Origin of the sequence: Actinomycetospora termitidis, assembly GCF_030286555.1 — a bacterium.
Classification (GTDB): Bacteria; Actinomycetota; Actinomycetes; order Mycobacteriales; family Pseudonocardiaceae; genus Actinomycetospora; species Actinomycetospora termitidis.
Map to the genome: position 1 here is coordinate 104901 of NZ_JASVWF010000001.1, position 20586 is coordinate 125486.

Annotated in this window: 19 protein-coding genes; 13 read left to right on the forward strand and 6 right to left on the reverse strand. The window is 73.6% G+C overall.

What is annotated here, in order from left to right:
- Window position 1 precedes the first annotated feature (1 nt).
- The 3 genes from QRT03_RS32305 to QRT03_RS00570 all read left to right on the forward strand — a co-directional run bounded on the left by QRT03_RS32305 (window position 2) and on the right by QRT03_RS00570 (window position 2710).
- The gene (locus QRT03_RS32305) at window positions 2-400 is read left to right on the forward strand and encodes a VldE C-terminal domain-containing protein (protein ID WP_486598980.1); all 399 of its coding nucleotides are present in this window, start codon (window positions 2-4) and stop codon (window positions 398-400) included.
- 150 nt (window positions 401-550) lie between these two features.
- Complete coding sequence (locus QRT03_RS00565; protein WP_286050477.1) at window positions 551-2035, forward strand: DEAD/DEAH box helicase; 1485 nt, start codon at window positions 551-553, stop codon at window positions 2033-2035.
- A gap of 21 nt (window positions 2036-2056) precedes the next feature.
- On the forward strand, window positions 2057-2710 hold the full coding sequence (locus QRT03_RS00570; protein WP_286050478.1) for a DUF2461 domain-containing protein: 654 nt from the start codon (window positions 2057-2059) through the stop codon (window positions 2708-2710).
- A gap of 12 nt (window positions 2711-2722) precedes the next feature.
- On the opposite strand, the gene QRT03_RS00575 is transcribed toward QRT03_RS00570, so the two are convergent.
- A complete protein-coding gene (locus QRT03_RS00575) occupies window positions 2723-3502 on the reverse strand; it encodes an SDR family NAD(P)-dependent oxidoreductase (protein ID WP_286050479.1) in 780 nt (259 codons plus the stop codon).
- Window positions 3503-3645: 143 nt separating this feature from the next.
- Between QRT03_RS00575 and QRT03_RS00580 the strand changes: the two genes are divergently transcribed.
- The 10 genes from QRT03_RS00580 (at window position 3646) to QRT03_RS00625 (ending at window position 15343) form a co-directional block, all read left to right on the forward strand.
- Window positions 3646-4863 carry a PucR family transcriptional regulator gene (locus QRT03_RS00580; RefSeq protein WP_286050480.1) on the forward strand — a complete coding sequence of 406 codons (1218 nt, stop codon included), beginning with the start codon at window positions 3646-3648 and terminating at the stop codon, window positions 4861-4863.
- Between the two features lie 114 nt (window positions 4864-4977).
- Window positions 4978-5811 carry an alpha/beta fold hydrolase gene (locus tag QRT03_RS00585; RefSeq protein ID WP_286050481.1) on the forward strand — a complete coding sequence of 278 codons (834 nt, stop codon included), beginning with the start codon at window positions 4978-4980 and terminating at the stop codon, window positions 5809-5811.
- 127 nt (window positions 5812-5938) lie between these two features.
- Window positions 5939-9409 (forward strand): indolepyruvate ferredoxin oxidoreductase family protein, encoded by a 3471-nt coding sequence (locus tag QRT03_RS00590; protein WP_286050482.1) that lies wholly within the window; start codon window positions 5939-5941, stop codon window positions 9407-9409.
- A gap of 37 nt (window positions 9410-9446) precedes the next feature.
- The gene (locus QRT03_RS00595) at window positions 9447-10481 is read left to right on the forward strand and encodes a YihY/virulence factor BrkB family protein (protein WP_286050483.1); all 1035 of its coding nucleotides are present in this window, start codon (window positions 9447-9449) and stop codon (window positions 10479-10481) included.
- Between the two features lie 164 nt (window positions 10482-10645).
- Window positions 10646-11491, forward strand: a complete 846-nt coding sequence (locus QRT03_RS00600; RefSeq protein WP_286050484.1) for an SDR family NAD(P)-dependent oxidoreductase — start codon at window positions 10646-10648, stop codon at window positions 11489-11491.
- Between the two features lie 286 nt (window positions 11492-11777).
- Window positions 11778-12308, forward strand: coding sequence for a DUF433 domain-containing protein (locus QRT03_RS00605; protein ID WP_286050485.1), 531 nt, complete (start codon window positions 11778-11780; stop codon window positions 12306-12308).
- Between the two features lie 97 nt (window positions 12309-12405).
- Complete coding sequence (locus QRT03_RS00610; RefSeq protein WP_286050486.1) at window positions 12406-13131, forward strand: hypothetical protein; 726 nt, start codon at window positions 12406-12408, stop codon at window positions 13129-13131.
- Complete coding sequence (locus QRT03_RS00615) at window positions 13106-13531, forward strand: PIN-like domain-containing protein (RefSeq protein ID WP_286050487.1); 426 nt, start codon at window positions 13106-13108, stop codon at window positions 13529-13531. Before QRT03_RS00610 ends, QRT03_RS00615 begins: the two co-directional genes overlap by 26 nt.
- A gap of 257 nt (window positions 13532-13788) precedes the next feature.
- A complete protein-coding gene (locus QRT03_RS00620) occupies window positions 13789-14181 on the forward strand; it encodes a CopG family transcriptional regulator (protein ID WP_286050488.1) in 393 nt (130 codons plus the stop codon).
- 61 nt (window positions 14182-14242) lie between these two features.
- On the forward strand, window positions 14243-15343 hold the full coding sequence (locus QRT03_RS00625; protein ID WP_286050489.1) for an extracellular catalytic domain type 1 short-chain-length polyhydroxyalkanoate depolymerase: 1101 nt from the start codon (window positions 14243-14245) through the stop codon (window positions 15341-15343).
- Here the strand turns inward: QRT03_RS00625 and QRT03_RS00630 are convergent.
- From QRT03_RS00630 to QRT03_RS00650, 5 genes are read right to left on the reverse strand one after another with little or no spacing between them, the layout of a single operon-like run.
- On the reverse strand, window positions 15340-15948 hold the full coding sequence (locus tag QRT03_RS00630; protein WP_286050490.1) for a hypothetical protein: 609 nt from the start codon (window positions 15946-15948) through the stop codon (window positions 15340-15342). The genes QRT03_RS00625 and QRT03_RS00630 overlap by 4 nt on opposite strands.
- 44 nt (window positions 15949-15992) lie before the next feature.
- A complete protein-coding gene (locus QRT03_RS00635) occupies window positions 15993-16997 on the reverse strand; it encodes an NAD-dependent epimerase/dehydratase family protein (RefSeq protein ID WP_286050491.1) in 1005 nt (334 codons plus the stop codon).
- On the reverse strand, window positions 16994-18595 hold the full coding sequence (locus QRT03_RS00640; RefSeq protein ID WP_286050492.1) for a fatty acid CoA ligase family protein: 1602 nt from the start codon (window positions 18593-18595) through the stop codon (window positions 16994-16996). Before QRT03_RS00640 ends, QRT03_RS00635 begins: the two co-directional genes overlap by 4 nt.
- A gap of 8 nt (window positions 18596-18603) precedes the next feature.
- Window positions 18604-19491 (reverse strand): alpha/beta fold hydrolase, encoded by an 888-nt coding sequence (locus QRT03_RS00645; protein ID WP_286050493.1) that lies wholly within the window; start codon window positions 19489-19491, stop codon window positions 18604-18606.
- On the reverse strand, window positions 19488-20510 hold the full coding sequence (locus QRT03_RS00650; RefSeq protein ID WP_286050494.1) for a 3-oxoacyl-ACP synthase III: 1023 nt from the start codon (window positions 20508-20510) through the stop codon (window positions 19488-19490). The genes QRT03_RS00645 and QRT03_RS00650 overlap by 4 nt, the downstream gene beginning before the upstream one ends.
- Window positions 20511-20586 lie beyond the last annotated feature (76 nt).

The following is a 20586-nucleotide window of genomic DNA, read 5'->3' on the forward strand; positions in this document are numbered from 1 at the left end:
CCTGACGCCGACCGCGCTGCGCCTGCACGACGCGGCCGTCGCCCGGTTCGGAGAGCCCGGGGCGGACGGGCCGCTGCGCTCGCTGACGTGCTGGTCCGAGCACGCGTGGAACCCGTCGAGCGACCACCCCGCGGGCCGGGCGTGCGACCTGTTCCCGACGCGGTCCGGGCGGTTCCCGGTCGGCGACGAGCTGGCGGCGGGCTGGGCGATGGCGACCTTCCTGCGCGAGAACGCCTCCGAGCTCGGGGTGCGCTACGTCATCTGGCAGGGCCGCATCTGGTCCCGCGGTGCCGGTGACCAGGGCGGATGGGGGCGCCCGTACGACGGGGGCGGGGTCTACGACCCGAGCGACGCCACCGGCGGGCACTACGACCACGTCCACGTCAGTGTGCGCCGCTGAGGACACTCATCACGTTCGGCCGCGGGCCCGACGATCTCCGTGCCACACTCGGGAGCGAGCGCGTCGGCACCACTGCCGCGACGCGCGTGCCGCCTGGCCCTCGCCGAACCGCGATCGACGCCCGGGCGGAACCCCCGACCTCGACGCTAGGTGCTCCCCATCTCTGACATCAGCACGTTCACCGGCCTGGGCATCTCGCCCTCGATCGCCGACCTCCTCGCCCCCCGCGGCATCACGGAGCCCACCCCGATCCAGGCCGCGGCCATCCCCGACGCGCTCGCCGGGAAGGACGTCCTCGGCCGCGGGCGCACGGGTTCCGGCAAGACCCTCGCCTTCGGGCTCCCCGTGCTCGCGAAGCTGGCGCGCTGCGACGCCCCGACGCGGCCGAACCGCCCCCGCGCACTGATCCTGCTGCCCACCCGCGAGCTCGCGAGCCAGGTCCGCGACGCCCTCGCCCCGCTGTCCGAGGCCCTGGGGCTCGAGCAGACGGTCGTCTACGGCGGCGTCGGCCAGCGTCCGCAGGAGAACGCGCTGCGCCGCGGCGTCGACCTGCTCATCGCGTGCCCCGGCCGCCTCGAGGACCTCATCGGGCAGGGCATCCTCGACCTGGACCGTGTCGAGGTCACCGTGCTCGACGAAGCCGACCACATGTCCGACCTCGGCTTCCTCCCGGCCGTGCGCCGCCTGCTGCGCCGCACCCCGGGCGGCTCCCAGCGCCTGCTCTTCTCCGCCACGCTCGACGGCGAGGTGGACAAGGTCGTCAAGGAGTTCCTCCGCTCGCCGGTGACCCACAGCGTCGACCGGGCGGCGGAGCCGGTCCCGGACATGACCCACCACGTGTTCACGGTGTCGCCGGCCGACCGCAACGCCGTCGTGCAGGAACTCGCGGGCGGGCTCGGACGCACGATGCTGTTCACGCGCACCAAGCACGCCGCGCGCAAGCTCTCGCGCAAGCTCACCGCGGCCGGCATCCCCGCCGCCGAGCTGCACGGCAACCTCGCCCAGAACGCCCGCGACCGGAACCTCGGCTGGTTCCGCGACGGTGACGTCCGGGTGCTCGTCGCCACCGACATCGCCGCGCGCGGGATCCACGTGGACGACGTGTCCCTCGTCGTCCACGTCGACCCGCCGGCCGAGCACAAGGCCTACCTGCACCGCTCGGGCCGCACCGCCCGTGCCGGGTCGGCCGGTGACGTCGTCACCCTCGCCGCTCCCGATCAGCGCGGCGAGGTCTCCAAGCTGACCCGCCAGGCCGGGATCAAGCCGCGGACCGCGCAGGTCGCGCCGGGCGCCCGCGAGATCACGGCGCTGGTCGGCGAGCCGGCCCCGTTCGCGACGATGCCCGAGGCTCCCGCCCCGCAGCAGCCCGCCCCGTCGTCGGGAGGCTCCGGCTCGGGGTCCCGTTCCGGCCGGCCGCGTCGCCGTGGTGGCGGCGGGGGCACGGGAGGCAGCGGTCGCCGCGGCGGTGCCCCCGCCGCGCAGGGGTCCGGCCAGGGCTCGAGCGGCCAGGGAGCTCCCGCGGGCGGCGGTGGTCGTCGGCGTGGCGGTCGCGGTGGCCGCGGTGGCGCGGGCTCCACGCCGGTGCACTCGAGCTCGTCGTTCTCCTCGGAGTCGCGCGGGCGCCGCAGCCGCTGAGTCGTACTAGCCTCGCCGAACGTGTTCACCGGGTTCGGCGAGGCGGCGGTCGACTTCTACGAGGGGCTCGAGGCCGACAACTCCAAGGCGTACTGGCAGGACAACAAGCACCTGTACGACGACCACGTCCGCGCGCCCATGCAGGCGCTGCTGCTGACGCTGGAGCCCGAGTTCGGCGAGGGCCGCATCTTCCGGCCGTACCGCGACGTGCGGTTCTCGAAGGACAAGGTGCCGTACAAGACACAGTGCGGCGCGACGGCGGGCGGGCACTACGTGCAGGTCTCGGCCGACGGGATCATGGTCGCGGTCGGCTACTACGCGATGGTGCCGGGGCAGGTCGCGCGCTACCGCGCGGCGGTCGACGACGAGCGGCACGGCCCGGTGCTCGCGTCGATCGTCTCGAGCCTGCACGACGACGGGTTCACCCTCGGCGGCGACCGCCTCAAGACCCGCCCGCGCGGCACCGACCCCGACCACCCGCGGCTCGACCTGCTGCGCCACCGCGCGCTCTTCGCGCACACCTCGTGGGAACCGTCGGACGAGCTGCACACCCCGGAGCTCGCGGACCGGGTCGCGCGGACCTGGCGGCGGATGGATCCGCTGGGCGAGTGGCTCCACGAGCACGTCGGGGTCACCCTCGACGACGCCGCCCAGGGCGCGCGCGGCCGCCGGTGAGACCTCGCCCTCCTAACACCGGGCGGTCAGGCCACCGTCCACCGGCAGGCAGACGCCGTTGACGTAGGCGGCGTCGTCGGAGGCGAGGAAGAGCGCGGCGCGGGCCACGTCCCACGGGGTGCCGCTGCGTCCGGTGGGGCTGCGGCGGTCCCGCTCGGCCCGCGCCGCACCGCCGTCGTCCGCGAGCTGGTCGCCGACGAGCGGGGTGTCGATCAGACCGGGCAGCACCGCGTTGGCCCGGATGCCGTCGGCCGCGTACGTCAGGGCGATCGAGACCGTCAGCTGGTCGACCGCGGCCTTTGCCGCCATGTAGCCCGGGTAGTCGTAGCCCGGGTGCCGGATCGCGGCCACCGACGACACGTTGACGATCGCGCCGCCGCCGGCCGCGATCATCAGCGGGACGGCGTGCTTGCTGGTGAGGAACACCCCGGTCACGTTGACCGCCAGCGCCCGGTCCCACGAGGAGCGGCACAGGTCGACGAGGCCACCCGGCGTCGCGACCCCGACGTTGTTGTGGATGATCCGCGGCGGCCCGAAGGCGTTCGTGGCCGTGGCGAGGGCCGCGATCACGTCGCCCTCGTCGGTCACGTCGGCGCGCACCCCGATCGCCCGCCCGCCGTCCTCGACGACGAGCTCCGCCGTCAGGTCGGCCTGCCCGGCATCGCGGTCGACGGCGACGACGGCCGCTCCCGCGCGGGCGTAGGTCAGCGCGGCGGCCCGGCCGTTGCTCATCGCCGATCCGCTGGAGCCGGCTCCGAACACCACGGCCACCCGGCCCTGCAGATCGGGCATCGTCGACCCCCCGCTCGCTGACCGTCCGGACGTCGACGACGGTGCCCGCCCCGGGCCGGGGCCTGCGACCGCCCGCTGACGCGAGCGACGTCGGTCTCCTCCTCGTTCTGTAGGAACATGACGGCGACGGGAGGCGAGGGGCGATGACACATCGGGCGGGCACCGTCGACGAGGTCCAGCACCTCGTCGACGAGCTCGCGGACGAGCTGGGACGGTCGGTCGTCGTGAACGACCCCGGGATGCACCTGCTCAACGCGACGCGGCACTTCGCCGACGAGGACCCGGTGCGGGTCCGGGCGGTGCTGCAGCGCGACCCGGGTACCGACGTGGCCGACTACGTCCTCGGGCTCGGGGTGGCGGAGTGGACCGGGCCCGGAGTGATCCCCGCGGAGCCGGCCCTGGAGCTGCGCTCGCGCTGCTGCGTCCCGGTGCGGCAGGGCTCCCGCCTGCTCGGACTGCTGCTCGTCATCGACGCCGACGGCTCCCTCACCCCCGCCGAGCTCGAGCGGCTGCGCGAGGCCGCGGACGTCATCGCACGGTGTCTGGCCGACCGCGAGCTGGAGGCCACACGGACGTCGGCCACCGCCGAGGGGCACGCCACCGCCCTGCTCGACGGCGGCCCCGACGAGCGCGCGGAGGCACGCCGTGCGCTGGTCGCGGGAGGGCTGCCCGACCTCGCCGTCGCCGCGGTGACGACGATCGTCGCCCGCGCTCCCGTGCGGGCGGGCGAGGTCACGCGGGTCCTGCGGACGGCGGCGACCGCGCACCTGCGGCGCGGCTCCCGACGCGGGGTCGCCGTCGCCGCCGGGGGCCGGGTCCGGCTGGTCGTCGTCTCGGCCCGCCCCGGCGACCGGGACGCGGAGGTCACCGCGGCGCGCCGGCTCGCCGTCGGGGTGGGCTACGCCCTGGGGACCAGGGCCGACGTCGTCGTCGGGCTCGGTGGAGAGGTCCCGGGCCTGGACGCGGCCGGGCGCTCCGGGGCGCAGGCCGAACTGGCCGCCCGGGGCGCCCGGCTCCTGCCACGGCACGGCGGGGTCGCCCGGTACGAGGACGTCGCCGACCACGCGGTCCTGCTCCGCCTGCCCGACGAGGCACTCACCCCGGACCTCGTGCCCGACGCCCTGCGCCGGCTGGTCGACCACGAGTCGGGCGGGCGGTTGCGGCCGACCCTGGAGATCTACCTCGACCTCGCGGGCTCGGTGCCGCGCACCGCGGAGCGTCTGCACCTGCACCGCACCTCGCTGTACTACCGGCTGCGACAGATCGGCGAGATCACCGGCGTGGACCTCGACGACGGCCGCCAACGGCTCGTGCTCCACCAGGGGCTGCGCGCGCTGGAGCTGCTCGAGGGCCGGAGCTGATTCGACAAAGGGAGGACGGAGGCCGGGCGCTCCTCCGACAGCCGACGGTCGTGGCGTGGGTCACGGGCGCGGGACGCTCACCGCGGCCACCGAACCACGAGCGAGGGAGCTCCCGTGCCGTCCTTCACCACCTCCGACGGAGTCGTCCTGGAGTTCCGGGACAGCGGCGGGGACGGCGTCCCGCTGGTCATGCTGCACGGGTGGGGCCAGACCCAGGCGATGTTCCACCACCAGCTCGACGGCCTCGACCGCCGCGTCGTCACCGTCGACTTCCGGGGCCACGGGACCTCCGACAAGCCGCACCACGGCTACCGGATCGCCCGGCTCGCGCAGGACCTGCACGAGCTCCTCGACCACCTCGAGGTCCACGAGGTCGACCTGCTCGGCTGGTCGATGGGCGTGTCGGTGTGCTGGAGCTACCTTGATCAGCGCGGATCGGGCCGGGTCCGCCGGTTCGTCGCCGTCGACCAGCCGGCCGCGGTGGCCGCGGTGCCGTGGATGAGCCGCACGGAGCAGACGCAGTGCGGGGCGATCTTCGACGTGGCCGGGCTCCTGACGCTCGGCGGCGAGCTGGCCGGGGAGAAGGGCGAGGCCGCCCGCGAGGACTTCGTGCGCAGCATGTTCTCCGGCGAGCCGGAGCCGGACGTCTGGTCCTTCGTCGCGGAGGAGATCCGCTCCACGCCCGCGTACGCCGGCGTGCCGCTGCTGTTCGACCACTGCGCCCAGGACTGGCGCGACGTCCTGCCCCGGATCGACGTCCCCACCCTCGTGCTGGGTTGCGACGGCAGCCACGTCGCGCCGTCCTCGCAGGAGTACATCGCCGAGGCGATCCCGGGCGCCCGGCTGCACGTCTTCGGCGCGGACGAGGCCCGGTCGCACTTCCCGTTCCTGGAGAACCCGGAGCGGTTCAACGCGGTCGTGGAGGAGTTCCTCGGCGCAACGAAGTGACGTCTGGTGATCGCGTGGGTGACGATCTTTGCGTTGCCGTGGCCAGCTCGTCGGTGATCCTTGTACCACGACGGCCCGTCCGCTGGCATGGGTGCACACCACCACGGCGACCCACGCAGGAGTGGCCATGAGCACCACCCCCGACACCACCGTCTCGCTCGACGACCGCTACACCGCCACGAGCGGCCGCGCACTGATGACGGGGATCCAGGCCATCGTGCGGCTGCTGCTCGACCAGCGGCGGCTCGACGGGGCCCGGGGCCTGGACACGCGGGTGTTCGTCTCGGGGTACCAGGGCTCGCCGCTCGGCGGGCTGGACTCGGAGATCCTCCGCAGCCGACGCCACCTGGACCCGGCGGGCGTCGTGTTCACGCCCGGGGTCAACGAGGAGCTGGCCGCCACGGCCGTCGCGGGCACCCAGCTGCTCGGGGCCGTGCCCGGCCGCCGGCACGACGGCGTCGTCGGGTTCTGGTACGGCAAGAACCCCGGCCTGGACCGCGCCGCCGACGCCATCCGCCACGGCATGCTCTCCGGGACGGCGGCGCAGGGCGGGGCGGTGGCGCTCATCGGTGACGACCCGGCCTGCAAGTCGTCCACGGTGCCGAGCTCCTGCGAGCCGATGGCCGCGAGCCTGTCGATGCCGCTGCTGGCGCCGGGGTCGGTCGCGGAGATCGTGGAGCTCGGCCTGCACGCGGTCGCGATCTCCCGGGCCTCCGGCCTGTGGACCGGATTGAAGATCATCGCGGACGTGGCCGACGCGTCGGCGACCGTCGACCTCGGCGCCCTGGCCCCCGACCTGCTGGGCGTGCCCCACCCGCCGTCGCAGGCCCGACCGACGTCCCCGCCGCTGGTCGGCCCGCCCGCGCTCGACGCCGAGCACGACGTGCTCACCCGCCGTCTCGACCTGGCGAAGGCCTATGCTCGCGAAGCCGGCCTCAACCGTGTGGCGTTCACGGCGCGCCGCGCCCGGCTCGGGCTCGTGGCCTCCGGCACGAGCTACGCCACCGTCCTGCGCGCCCTCGACGACCTCGGCCTCGGCGAGCCCGAGCTCGACGCACTCGGCGTGCGGCTGATCCGTCTCGCGATGCCCTTCCCGGTCGACCACGAGGCGCTCGCTGAGATGACGCGCGACCTCGACGAGGTGCTCGTCGTCGAGGACAAGATGCCGTTCCTCGAGGGCCACGTCCGCCAGGCGCTGTACGGCACGGTGCCCCCGCCGCGGGTCGTGGGGCGCCGGGACGACCGGAACCGGCCGCTGCTCTCCGCGCGGGCCCAGCTCTCCGCCGAGGACGTGGCGACGGCGATCGCCGCCCGGCTCACCGCGCTCGGCGCGGAGCTGCCCGCCACCGCGGTCGCGCACCTCGACGCGCTGCGGCCGCCCCGCCCCTCGCGCATCCCGCTGACGACCGCCGACGTCCCGTCCCGCACGCCGTACTTCTGCTCGGGGTGCCCGCACAACACCTCGACCCGCACCGACGACGACACGCTGGTCGGCGTCGGCATCGGCTGCCACGCGATGGTCGCCCTCGACGGCGGGCACCGCGGCCACCAGGTCGGCATGACGCAGATGGGCGGCGAGGGTGCCCAGTGGATCGGGCTCGCCCCCTTCACCGACGACCGCCACCTCGTGCAGAACCTCGGCGACGGGACGTTCCACCACTCCGGCTCGCTGGCGATCCGCGCCGCGATCGCCGCCGGGGTCTCGATGACCTACAAGCTGCTCTACAACGACGCCGTCGCCATGACCGGCGGGCAGCGCGCCGAGGGGCGCATGGACGTGCCGGCGATCATCCGCGAGCTCGCGGTCGAGGGTGTCCGACGGATCGTCGTGACGACGGACGAGCCCGGGAAGTACCGCGGGATCGCGATCGACCCGATCGCCGAGGTCCGCCACCGCGACACCTTCGCCGAGACCGAGCGTGAGCTCGCCTCCGTCGACGGGGTCACGGTGCTCATCCACGACGACCGGTGCGCCACCGAGGAGCGTCGCCTGCGCAAGCGCGGGCAGCTGCCGGCGCCGACCGAGCGCGTCGTCATCAACGAGCGGGTGTGCGAGGGCTGCGGCGACTGCGGCGACGTCTCCACCTGCCTGTCGGTGCTGCCGGTCGAGACCGAGCTCGGCCGCAAGACCCGCATCCACCAGGCGTCGTGCAACTCCGACTACAGCTGCCTCAAGGGCGACTGCCCGTCGTTCCTGCTGGTCGAGCCGGGCACCGTCGCGACGCCGACGATCCCCGACCTGCCGGTGCGTCTCGTCGAGCCGGCCGAGCGCGCCGGGGACACGACGCTGCTGCGCATGCCCGGGATCGGAGGCACCGGCGTCGTCACCGTCTCGCAGATCCTGCAGATGGCGGCGCACCTGGACGGCTCGTTCGCGGCCGGGCTCGAGCAGGTCGGGCTCGCCCAGAAGGGCGGGCCGGTCGTCTCCGACGTCCGCATCGCCAAGCACCCGATCAGCGGGTCGCTGCGGGCCTCGCGCGGCAGCGCCGACGTCGTCGTCGGCTTCGACCTGCTCGGGGCCGCCGACCCCGCGACGCTCGGCGTCGCCCGCCCGGGCCACACGGTCGCCGTCGTGAACACCTCGCTGACCCCGACCGCCGCGATGGTGACCGGCCGCGTCGTGCTGCCCGGCTCGCCCGACGACGCCCTGGAGCGGCTGCGCGGGGTCGCCGCCGAGGTGCACCACGTGGACGCGCAGCGGATCAGCGAGGCACTGTTCGGCGACCACCTCCCGACCAACGTCCTGATGCTCGGCGCGGCGTGGCAGCACGGGGTCGTCCCCGTGTCGCTGGACGCCCTCGAGCAGGCGATCCGGCTCAACGGGACGGCCGTGGAGACCACGCTGACCGCGTTCCGGTGGGGCCGGGCGGCCGCGATCGACCACGACGCGGTGCTCGCCGCCCTCGTCGCGCCCGCACCGTCGTTCGTGGCGGTCGACGCGCGCTCCGCGGCGCTGGCGTCCACCGTCGAGGGCCTCGAGGAGGTGCTCGCGACCCGCATCGCCGACCTCACCGGCTACCAGGACGCCGCCTACGCGGCCCGCTACGCCGAGGAGGTCCGCCGGGTCACGGCGCTCGCGAGCGAGGCGGCGGGTCCCGACGACGGGTCGCGCGTCGGGGCCGCGTACGCGCGCGGCCTGCACCGGCTGATGGCCTACAAGGACGAGTACGAGGTCGCCCGGCTGCACCTGGACCCGGTCGAGGTCGCACGGCGGGAGGCCGAGTACGGCGCCGACGCCGACGTCTCCGTGATGCTGCACCCGCCGGTGCTCCGCGCCCTCGGGATGCAGCGCAAGATCCGGCTGCGGGGGCGGACGGCGGAGGTGGCGTTCCGCGGGCTGCGGGCCGCCCGCCGGCTGCGCCACACCCCGCTCGACCTCTTCGGTCTCGCCCACGTCCGCGCCGTCGAGCGGGCCCTCGTCGGGGAGTACCAGCAGGCCGTGCGGGCGGCGGTCGAGGCGTTGCCGGCGGCGCCGGTCGACGTGGTCCTGGAGATCGCGGGGCTGGCCGGGGACGTCCGCGGGTACGAGGACATCAAGCTCGCCGCCGTCGAGCGCTTCCGGGCACGGCGCGACGAGCTGCTGGGGTCGTTGCGGTGATCGCCCGCCCGGCCGGTCGGGAGGAGGTGGGAGCCCCATGGGAGTCGTCGGGGTGCTCGACCGGTTCCAGCGACGGCATCGCTGGGCCGGGCTCCCGATCGCCGTGCTGTGGAAGTTCCTCGACGACGAGGGCACCTACCTGGCCGCGCTGATCACCTACTACGGCTTCCTCTCGCTCTTCCCGCTGCTGCTGCTCGCGCTGACGGTGCTGGGCTTCGTCCTGCAGGACGATCCGGCGCTGCAACAGGCGCTGGTCAACTCCGCCCTGCGCAACTTCCCGGTGATCGGCGACCAGATCGGCGAGAACATCGGCTCGCTGCAGGGCAGCGTGCCCGCGCTGGTCGTCTCCGTGGTCGTCAGCGTCTACGGCGGGCTCGGGGTCATGGTCGCGGTGCAGAACGCCTTCGCCCGGATGTGGGCGGTGCCGAAGGCCGAGCGGCCGGCGCTCCCGACCGCCTATGCGCGCGGTGCGCTCGCGGTGGCCGTGCTGGCCGCGGCGATCGTCGTCGCCACCGGCCTCGCCGCGCTCGGCGCCCTGCTCCCCGGCCTGCCGACACCGCTCGCGGGTGTCGGCCAGGTCGTCCTGACGGTGGCCGGGGTGGCGGTCAACGCGACCCTCGTCGTGCTGGCGTTCAAGCTCCTCACGCCCCGGCCGCTGACGTGGCGACAGGTCGTGCCGGGTGCGGTGCTCGCCGCCGTCGCCTGGCAGCTGCTGCAGTCGATCGGCGCATACCTGGTGCGCTACCAGTTGCAGGGCACGAGCGCGAGCTACGGCGTGTTCGGCATCGTGCTCGGGCTGCTCGCCTGGATCTACCTCAGCGTGGTCGTCGCCCTGTTCTGCACCGAGATCAACACCGTCCGGACGCTGCGGCTGTACCCGCGCAGCCTGCTCTCGGCGATGCCGGACGACACCGCGACCACCCCGGCCGACGAGCGCGCGTACACCGTCTACGCGGAGGCCGAGCGGCTGAAGTCGTTCCAGAACATCGAGGTCGGGTTCGAGACGCCGGTGCCGCACCCTCGGGCCGCGGACGAGGACGGCGCCCCGGATCGAGCCGCCCCGCCGTCCTGAGCACCTCCCGGTGCAAGCAAAGCCCTGTCGGCGTGCTCGTCTGGATTGCTTGCGTTGAGCGCCAGGAAATCCGGCACCGTCGTCCGCTTGCCGACCTCGGTACGCTCACGTACCTTTCGGGTGCGGTACGAGGCCGTACCACAGACCTGCAGGAGGCAGCACCGATGAGCAGCGTGCGGAGCAAGGTCGCCGTCGTGACCGGCGCGGGGTCGGGCATCGGCCGCCAGCTGGCGCTGGAGCTCGCGCGACGCGGCGCCCGGCTCGCGATCTCCGACGTGAACGAGACCGGGCTGGCCGAGACCGCGGACCTCGCCAAGGCCCACGGCGCCGAGGTGCACTCCGCCCGGCTCGACGTCGCCGACCGCGACGCCGTGCTCGCCTACGCCTCCGCGGTGGAGGAGCACTACGGCGTCGTCCACCAGATCTACAACAACGCGGGGATCGCGTCGTCCGGGACCGTGCTGGACGGCGAGTGGTCGGAGTACGACCACGTCCTCGGCATCAACCTGTTCGGCGTCATCAACGGGACGAAGGCGTTCCTGCCGGCGATCGTGCGCTCCGGCGACGGGCACGTGGTCAACGTGTCCTCGCTGAACGGGCTCATGGCCCAGCCGGGGATGTCCGCGTACTGCACCGCGAAGTTCGGCGTCCGCGGGTTCACCGAGACCCTGCGCGCGGAGATGCTGGCCGCCGGCAGCCCGGTCGCCGTGACGGTCGTCCACCCCGGCGGAGTGAAGACGAACATCGCCACCGCGGCGTTCGAGCGCGGCTCCGCCGCCGGGCGCACGACGGCGGCCGACGAGGCCCGGACGCGGACCTACAACGAGAAGCTGCTGAAGATGCCGGCCGACCAGGCGGCGACGATCGTCGTCGACGGCGTCGAGGCCGGGAAGCCGCGCGTGCTCGTGGGCAACGACGCGAAGCTCGTCGACCTCTTCGTGCGCCTCGTGCCGCGCTTCTACCCGGCGGCGCTGGTCCGGTTCGGCGGGAGGACGCTGGGCGGCCGCTGAGCCCCACCCTCTGACAGCAAAGCGTCGTTGCTGTCATCGAGTGGCAGGTATGCCGCATCGTCGGCGGGCGCCACCCGAAAGGCACCACGCCGCTGACCTGCTGTGGGAGGCTGATCTCGTGAGCGGGACGGTGTCGTTGCTGGAGCGACCGGTCTACGGCTACGCCGAGACGGACCGGCTCCTCCGTGTGTCTCCGGGCACCGCCCAGCGTTGGATCAACGGGTACAAGCGAGCAGGCGTCGTGTATCCACCGGTCGTCCGCGAACGGCCGAGCGACTCGCGGTGGGTGACCTGGGGCGAGTTCGTCGAGGCGCGTCTGCTCGCCGAATTCCGACAGGGCATCCCCATGGTGAAGCTTCGCCCGGTCGTCGAGTGGCTCCGCGACTACACAGGTCAGGCGTATCCGCTGTCCTACTCACGAACGTTCCTGGAACAGGACGGGCGCGACCTGCTGCTGCGAGCGCAGGTCGAGACGGACCTGGACACCCAGGAGCTCTGGATGGTGTTCCCGGTCGTCGGTCAGGGCGCGCTCATGACGGCCACCACCCGCCGGTTCACCGGCGTCATCCACGCGAGTGTCGATGACGATCACGGGGCGATCGCCGCACTCCGAGCCGATGCGGGCACCCCCGACGTCGTTCTGGATCCGCACGTGCGGCAGGGCCAGCCGTCGGTCGGCAACATCCCGACCGAGAGACTCGCCGAGCTGGTCTGCGCCGGCGACTCCATCGAAGCCGTGGTCGACGGGTACGGCCTCACCGAGGAGCAGGTGGAGCGGGCCGTGACCTACGAGGCCACCCGTCGTGGCGCCGCCTGACCTCGACGAGCTCACTCCCGAGCGCTCGCCTCGTCGACTCGACGCCGTCCGGAGCGTTGATACGGCAGGAGTCCGAAGCGATGCGAGACTGCAGAGCATGACGACGACGGCCCGAGACAAGCGGTTCGATGTGCCGCTGTACTCGGTGACCGACGCCGCCCGTCACATCGGAGTCGCCCGGTCGACCTTCGACACCTGGGTGCAGGGCTACCAGCGCAACCCGAAGGGCCGCCCGATGGTCGTGGGGCAGCCGGTCGTGACGGCACTGCCGTCCGCGGGCCGGGGAGAGGCCCGTATCCCGTTCATCGGCCTGGCCGAGGGCTTCGTGCTGGCGGCCTTCAAGGAAGCCGGGGTGCCGCTGCAGCGCATCCGGCCGGCCCTCGACGAGATCAGGAGCCACATCGGCCTGGAGCACGCTCTGGCCTCCAAAGCGCTCTACACCGACGGCGCCGAAGTCCTCTACGACTACGCCGAGCGCCAGGGCGACACGCTCGAGGCAAAGTCGGCCCGAGACCTGGTGGTGCTGCGCAGCAACCAGCGGGTGTTCAACCCGGTCGTCGAGTCCTACCTCGAGCGGATCGACTTCGCCGACGACGGCTGGGCCAGGTTGCTGCACCTGCCCCAGTACGGGGTTGCCGACGTCGTGGTCGACCCGACCCGATCCTTCGGGCTCCCGATCTTCGCCAGCGGTGCAGCTCGGGTCGAGGTCGTCTTGGGCCGGTTCAAGAACGGGGAGGACGTGGCCTCACTCAGCAAGGAGTTCCACATCCCCGAGAAGCAGGTCTTGGCAGCGATTCGTGCCCACACCGACGCCGCCGCCTGAGCTTCCGAGGTTCTTCATCGACCGCAACATCGGCGGCATCAAGGTGCCCGCCGGCCTGCGGGCCCTTGGCGTCGAGCTGACCACCTTGTCCGAGCGCTACGGGGTGCACGAGGGGGAGCGGGTGACCGACGTGCAGTGGATGCTCGATGCGGCTGAGGCCGGCGAGGCGGTGCTGATGGCTGACGACGCCATCCGGCGCAAGAACCCCGAGGAGCGCCGGGTGCTGCGTGAGCTGGGCCTGCGGGCCTTCGTGGTCAACGCTCAAGCGGCAGCGCCCGAGATCGTCAGACGCTTCGAGGTGTCGACTCGAGCGATCGAGCGGGCCAGCCGCAGGCCCGGCCCGTTCGTCTACCGGCTGCACCCCGAGCGCATCGAGCAGCTCCGGATCAGAGCTGACTGAAGGTGAGCGGCCTGACGAGGCTGGCTTCCCCTGGGCTGGAACCCGGTTGAGGAGACCGGGCTCGAGCTCCGACTGTCAGAACAGGGTGGGCAGGACGTGACTCACCCAAGACAGCAGGATGACGAGGCTGACAACGCCGCCAACGGTCTCTCGCTCGGTTTCTCAACAAGCCAGGGCGTCGACCGAAGGGCTTGCGTCGGCTCGCCCCCTCCATGCACCATCCATGTGGATGGCGTACGGATGACGAGGGGCGGGTCGTGGGGGAGGACAAGACCGAGAAGATCACCGTCAACCTCGGACTGGTGGATCTCGGGCACATCGACCTCCTCGTGCAGGAGGGCTTCTACACGACGCGCACCGACTTCATCCGCACCGCGATCCGCAACCAGCTGAACGCCAACGGCCCGGCCCTCGACCGCACGGTGGCCCGCCGCACGTTGGTGCTCGGCACCCAGCACTTCTCCCGGACCGACCTCGAGGCCCTGCGCGAACGGGGCGAACAGGTCCACATCCGGGTGCTGGGGCTGGCGAGCCTCGCCGAGGACGTCGACCCCGACCTGGCGGTGGCCACCATCGCCTCGGTCGAGGTCCTCGGCGCGTTCCGCGCGAGCCGGGCCGTGAAGGCGGCCCTGGGCTCGCGGATCGTCTGAGCCGTCGGCGGCGTCGGGGACCTCCCCTCGCCCGACATCACGCTCCCGAGGGGACGACGCGATGACCGCACCACACCGAGCCCGCCGACTCGTCGAGGCGCTCGCCGACCGAATGCGCGGGATGCCGACACCGATGCCCACGGGCACCGGGTCCACCCCTGCCGCGGTCCTCGAGGCCACTCGCCTGACGCGCGCCGGGCGCCTCACCGAGGCGATGTCCGTCCTGCAGGGCGGGTCGGCTCCCACGATGCCGAGCTTCCCGACGATGCCGTCGCCGTTCGCGACGATGCCCGGCTCGTTCGGGTCGGGCGCGCGCACGACGGCGGGGGCGCCGTCGGGCCGCGTCACGCGCGGCTCCTTCACCGGCCCGGCCGGCACGCGGGCCTACCGCGTCGTCGCCCCGACGGACCCGCAGGAGCGCCCGCCGCTGCTGGTGATGCTGCACGGCGGCACGCAGGACGCGGAGGTCTTCGCCGCCGCGACCGGCATGGACGACCTCGCCGAGCGCGAGGGCTTCGTCGTCGCCTACCCCGAGCAGGCCCGATCGGCGAACGCGATGGGCTACTGGAACTGGTTCGACCCGAGCCACCAGGGCCGCGACGGCGAGCCGTCTCTGATCGCGGGCATCGTCCGCACGGTCGCCGCGGAGCACGGCATCGACCGACGCCGCGTGTTCGTCGCCGGCTTCTCCGCCGGAGCCGCGATGGCCGCGGTGATGGGCTCGGCCTACCCCGACCTCGTCGCCGGCGTCGGCGTGCACTCCGGGCTCGCCGCCGGAGCAGCCCGGGACGTCGGGTCCGCGTTCGCCGCCATGCGCTCCGGCGCGTACCGCCCGGCGCCCACCACGGTGCCGACGATCGTGGTCCACGGCGCCGACGACGGCACCGTCGCGATCGCGAACGCCCACCAGGTCGTCGAGTCCGCTCTGGCCGGCGCGCCGGGCTGCGCGCGGACGGAGGAGCGAGGCGGGGGCGGCACGACGCGCAGCTGGATCCGGGAGCGCTGGACCGACCGCGACGGCCGGGTCCGCGCCGAGAGCTGGACGGTGCACGGGAGCGGCCACGCCTGGTCCGGCGGGCGGGCCGGGGGCTCCTACACCGACCCGGCGGGCCCCGACGCGAGCGCGGCGATGGTCGACTTCTTCGGCCTCGGGAGAAGCTAGGCCGAGGGGTGGGCGACCGTCTCGTACCCCGCGCGCAGCGTCTCGACCGTCGCGCGCGGGGTCCGGACGGTGACGACGTCCGGCAACACCGACCGCGCTCGCGGGGTGCCGTAGCCCTCGAAGCTCCACGGGTACACGGACGCGCCGCGGACGAGCCAGGACCCGTCGTCGTGAACGATCATCACGCCGTCCGGGAGGTCCGCGAGCGGGGCGCGGTGGGTGGCGTGCCCGCCGTCGGGATCGAGCCGGTCGGCGTGGAGGCGGCGGTCGATCTCCCGCGCACCGCGCGGATCGTCGGGAAAGGCCTGCTCCCAGGCGCGACGGAAGCGCCGGTAGTCGTGGTACCGGCACTCGCCGCACGGACGATGGCCCGCCGCGAGCGCGGTCGGCTCGTCGAGGAAGTACAGCTCGGTGAGGCGGTTCGGCTGCCACTGCGTCCTCCGGCGACCCTTGAACTCGAGGACGCAGACGATCCAGTTCCGCCCCGCGTGGTGGCGCGCCACCTCACCGCGGGCGTTCAGCAGCTGCCCGCGGTTGCCCCAGAGCAGGCCGCGGGCGGCGACGGCGTGGGTGGAGCCGTCGGGCGCGACGCGGTTCGGTCGCATGGGGCCTCCGGCCAGGTGAGCAGAAAGTGTCGCTATAGCACCACTTAGTGCTCACCTGCGCGAAGCGCACACGCCAACCTCGCGAAGCCCTCGTCGAGCGGGACCTCGGGGGCGTAGCCGAGGTCGCGCTTCGCGGCGGAGATGTCGAACCAGTGGTCGGTGGCGAGCTGGCGGGCGAGGAAGCGGGTCATCGGCGGATCGCCGACCGACACGAACCGCTCGAGTCCGCGCCACACCGTCTCCACCACGGCGCCCGCCGCCACGGCCACCGGGAGCGGGACGGTCGCGGAGATCGGCTCCAGTCCCCCGGCGGTGACGATGCCGTTGACCAGCTCGTGCACCGGGCGCGGGTCGCCGGAGGTGATGAAGTAGGGCTTCCCGGCGCACGACGCGCCCGGAGTGAGCCGGTCGGCGGCATCCAGGTGGGCGCGGGCGGCGTCGTCGACGTAAGTCGTGTCGATGACCGCGGAGCCGTCGCCGACGAAGCGCAGCCGTCCGGACCGGGCCCGGGCCAGAATCCGCGGGACGAGCTGGGTGTCCCCCGGTCCCCACACCAGGTGCGGGCGCAGGGCGACGGTCGCGAGGTCGGAGCCGTTGGCCGCGAGGACCGTCCGCTCGGCCTCCGCCTTGGTCTCCGGGTAGGCCGAGTCGAAGTGCGTGGCGTAGGGCAGCGACTCGTCCCCGCCACGGATGTCACCGCCGGTGTGCACGACGCTCGGCGTGCTGGTGAAGACCAGCCGCCGCACCCCGGCCGCGCGGCACGCCCCGAGCAGCGTCCGGGTCGCCTCGATGTTGCTGCGCCGGAACGCGGCCCGGCTCCCCGAGATGCCGGCGCGGGCGGCCACGTGGAAGACCACGTCCACGCCGTCGACCGCAGCGCAGGCGGCGACCGGGTCGGCGAGGTCGCCGCGGATCGTGCGCACGCCGCGCTCCCGCAGCGCCGGGTAGTCGCCGCGAGCGATGCTCGTGACGTCGTCCCCACGGGCGAGCAGCGCGTCGACGACGGCGCCCCCGAGGAACCCGCCCCCGCCGGTGACGAGCGCCTTCACGACAGCTCCGCCGCGGCCCACCGACCGAGCGCCTCCCGGTCGATCTTCGAGTTGTGCCGCGGGTCGACCGGGAGCCCGGGGTGCTCGAGCATCGTCCTGATCGGCTTCGTCCGCGGGTCGGCCTCGGCGAGCCCGCGCAGCTCGTCGGCCACCTCCGCGGTCAGCCGCGATCCGGGCAGCATCTCGACGACGGCGACCGGGGTCCGGTCGTCCTCCGGGCCGATCCCGACGAGGGCCGTGCGGCGCACGGCGGGATGGTGGTTGAGCACCTCCTCGCACGGCACGCTGTACAGCGGGCCGTCGACGGTGTGCACGACGTGCGCCACCCGCCCGGCGAACCAGAGACGCCCGTCGTCGTCGGCTGACGCGAGGTCGCCCATGCGGTGCGCGAGACGCCCGTCCCACCGCAGTTTGGCCGCCGCCGTGGCCTCCGGACGCTCGGCGTAGGCAGGGCTGACGACGGGCCCGCGGACCACGACCTCGCCGACCTCGCCCGGTCCGACCTGCATCGATGCCGTGAGTTCGGCGATCGGCCCGGGGGTCGGGCGGATCAGCGTGACGTCGACGCCGGGCGTGGGCCGGCCGACGCAGATCCCGTCGTCGGGGAGGTCGAGCAGTTCGTCGCTGCCGATCGTCGCGACCGGCAGGGCCTCCGTCGCGCCGTAGGGCGTGTGGACCTGGGCGCCGGGCGGGAGCAGGTCCAGGACCCGGCGCTGCACGTCCCGAGGTACGGGGGCGCCGGCCGAGATGACCTGACGCAGCGTCGGCAGCGTCGTGCCCGCCGGGGCACCGCGGCCGAGGCGGTCGAGCACCGCGGGCGAGCCGAACATGACGGTGGCGCCGCTGCGGTTCGCCGCGCGCACCAGCCGGGCCGGCACGACCTTCGCGGGCTGCGTCGGGTCCATCCGCGGGATCACGGTCGTCATGCCGAGAGCCGGTCCGAACAGCGCGAACGGCGGGAACGTCGCGAGGCTGACGTCGCCGGGACCGAGGCCGTAGAGGTCGCGGACGAGGTCGGCCTGGGCGAGCAGACCGTCGTCGTGGTGCTCGACGCCCTTCGGAGGCCCGGTGCTGCCGCTGGTGAACAGGATCGCCGCGGGCGCGCCGTCGGGCCGTGGGAGCGGCGGCAGGGCCCGTCGTCGGGACCCGTCGCGTTCGAGGCGGCGCAGGGAGTGCGTCCCGGGTACCGGCACCGCACCCGCGGTCACCGCGATCAGGGCGTCCGGGCACCACCGCAGCGCGCGGCGGGCCAGGTGCGCCTTCGCGATCCCGACGAAGGCCTCCGGTGCGGCCTCGTTCAGGCAGGAGCGGACCCGGGCGAGCCCGATGCCGGGGTCGACGACGACCGGCACCGCCCGGACCCGCAGCAGCGCGTACGCGAGCACGAAGAAGTCCGCGGTCGGGGGCACGAGCAGCGCGGTGCGCGTGCCCGGCCCGATCCCGACGGCGAGCAGGCCGGCGGCCGCGTCGGCGACGCGGCGTGCGAGCTCGCCGAAGGTGACGCGACGGGTCCGGCCGAACGGCGCCGGCAGGACGAGGGCGACGTCCTCCGAGCGGGCGGCGGCGTGCTCGGCGAGCAGGGCGTCGAGGGTCGTCATCCCCGACCTCACCGACCCGTCGTCAGGAAGGAGCGGACGCGGGGGACGATCCGGTCGGCGGCGTCCTCGAGGACGTAGTGGCCGGCGTCGTCGTACTCGCGGACGTCCGCGTGCGGCAGGTGGTGCTCGAGGTGGCGCAGGATCGTCGCGTCGAACACCGGGTCCTTCATCCCCCAGTGGATCTGCACCGGATGGGCGTCGAGCAGCGGGAGGCGTTCGGCGAGCCGGACGAGGACGGGGTGGGCGGGGTCCTGCGGTCCGGTCGGGATGTCCTGGACGAAGGCGTGGACCGCGACGCGGTGCTCGGGGCTGTCGTAGGGCGCGAGCAGCCCGCGACGCGCCTCGGCGTGGACCATCCAGCCGCCGCTGCCCAGGACGAGCGCGCCGAGCGAGAACGCGTTGAAGCGGCGGACCATGACGTCGCCGACCACCGGGAGCCGGGCGGCCTGCAGCGTCCACGGGATGCGCTTGTCGGCCGGCAGCGGGAAGGCGGCGCTGTTCAGGACGACGACCTTGTCCACCTGGTCGAGGTGCTCGACCGCCCAGGAGAGCCCGATCGGGCCGCCCCAGTCGTGGACGACGAGGTGCAGGGGCTCGTCGAGGTGGAGGGACTCGACGAAGGCGGTGAGATCGGCGACCCGGCGGGCGAGGGTGTGTGGGTACTCGTCGCGGCCGGGCTTGTCGGAGCGGCCCATGCCGATGTGGTCCGGCGCGATCGCGCGGAACCCGGCGTCGGGGAGGGCCTCGAGCAGGGAGCGGAAGTAGAACGACCACGTCGGGTTGCCGTGGACGTGCAGGACCGGCTGACCCGACCCGACGTCGACGTAGGCCATCGTGTGGCCGCCGATCTCGACGGTCCGCTGGTCGAAGGTGAATCCGGGAAGAGTCGCGGTCACCAGATCACCTCGGCGGCGGCCGCGTTGATCCCGCTCCCGACGCCCATGAGCATCACGCGCGAGCCGTCGGTGACGGTGCCGTCCTCGACCGCCTTCGACAGCACCGTCGGCACCCCGGCCGGGCCGATGTTGCCGAAGTGCGGGAACTGCGAGGGGAAGCGGGCGATGTCGAGGCCGAGCTGGTCGGCGACGGCGCGGGTGTGCACCTTCGAGACCTGGTGCAGGCAGTAGACGTCGTAGGAGTCGGTGTCCCAGTCGAAGGCCGAGACGGCGTCCTTCCAGGCGCGCCCGGCGAGCTCCATCCCGGCGGCGAGGAGGCCCGACGAGTCCGTGCGCATCTCGTCGGCCTGCCCGACGCAGAGCTGCGAGTTGCCCATCGTGCTGGCGCGGCCGAGGCCGCCGAGGAAGCGGTGCCCGGTGGTGCCCCGGGAGAGCACCATCGCGACGGCGCCCGAACCGACCGTCAACGTTGCGAACTGCTGGTGGAACATCTGTCGCGTGGCGGCATCGGACGCGAGGCGCGCGATCGTCGATTCCATCGCGAATCGACTGGTCTCGCCGGCGACGACGAGTCCGTGGTCGATCTCGCCGGCCTCGATCATCGTCGCGACGACGTTCATGCCGTTGAGGAATCCGAGGCACGCGTTGCCCAGGTCGAAATTGCCTGCTTCGGGCGACAATTCCATGCGCCCGTGCACGATGCTCGCGGTGGACGGTTCCAGGTGGTCCCGCGACACCGAGGTGTTGACGAGCATGCCGATGTCGTCGCGACCGACGCCGCTGTTCGCGAGGGCCCGCTCGCCCGCCTGCGCGGCCACCTCGCTGGGCATCGTGCCCTCGTCCCAGATCCGGCGCTCGGCGATCCCGGAGAGCTTCTCGAGCAGGCCGGGCGTGATGCGGAGCTTCCCGAGCGTGCCGGCGAGCCGCTCCTCGAGCTCGGTGGAGGTGACCACGTGCGGCGCGTCGACGTGCGCGAGCCCCGTGATCACGACGTCGTCGTAGCGCTGTGCCGCTCTCATGACTCCGAGAATGCGCCTCGGATTGTTCCGTCGCCATGAGCGTTGTTCCGGACAGTGCGTTCGGCGAACTGCGAGT

Excerpts from the sequence above, each read along its gene's own strand:
- QRT03_RS00575 (WP_286050479.1), bottom strand. The coding sequence starts at position 3,502 with ATGCCCGATCTGCAGGGCCGGGTGGCCGTGGTGTTCGGAGCCGGCTCC.
- QRT03_RS00580 (WP_286050480.1), top strand. The coding sequence starts at position 3,646 with ATGACACATCGGGCGGGCACCGTCGACGAGGTCCAGCACCTCGTCGAC.
- QRT03_RS00590 (WP_286050482.1), top strand. The coding sequence starts at position 5,939 with ATGAGCACCACCCCCGACACCACCGTCTCGCTCGACGACCGCTACACC.
- QRT03_RS00595 (WP_286050483.1), top strand. The coding sequence starts at position 9,447 with ATGGGAGTCGTCGGGGTGCTCGACCGGTTCCAGCGACGGCATCGCTGG.
- QRT03_RS00600 (WP_286050484.1), top strand. The coding sequence starts at position 10,646 with ATGAGCAGCGTGCGGAGCAAGGTCGCCGTCGTGACCGGCGCGGGGTCG.
- QRT03_RS00610 (WP_286050486.1), top strand. The coding sequence starts at position 12,406 with ATGACGACGACGGCCCGAGACAAGCGGTTCGATGTGCCGCTGTACTCG.
- QRT03_RS00625 (WP_286050489.1), top strand. The coding sequence starts at position 14,243 with ATGACCGCACCACACCGAGCCCGCCGACTCGTCGAGGCGCTCGCCGAC.
- QRT03_RS00630 (WP_286050490.1), bottom strand. The coding sequence starts at position 15,948 with ATGCGACCGAACCGCGTCGCGCCCGACGGCTCCACCCACGCCGTCGCC.
- QRT03_RS00640 (WP_286050492.1), bottom strand. The coding sequence starts at position 18,595 with ATGACGACCCTCGACGCCCTGCTCGCCGAGCACGCCGCCGCCCGCTCG.
- QRT03_RS00650 (WP_286050494.1), bottom strand. The coding sequence starts at position 20,510 with ATGAGAGCGGCACAGCGCTACGACGACGTCGTGATCACGGGGCTCGCG.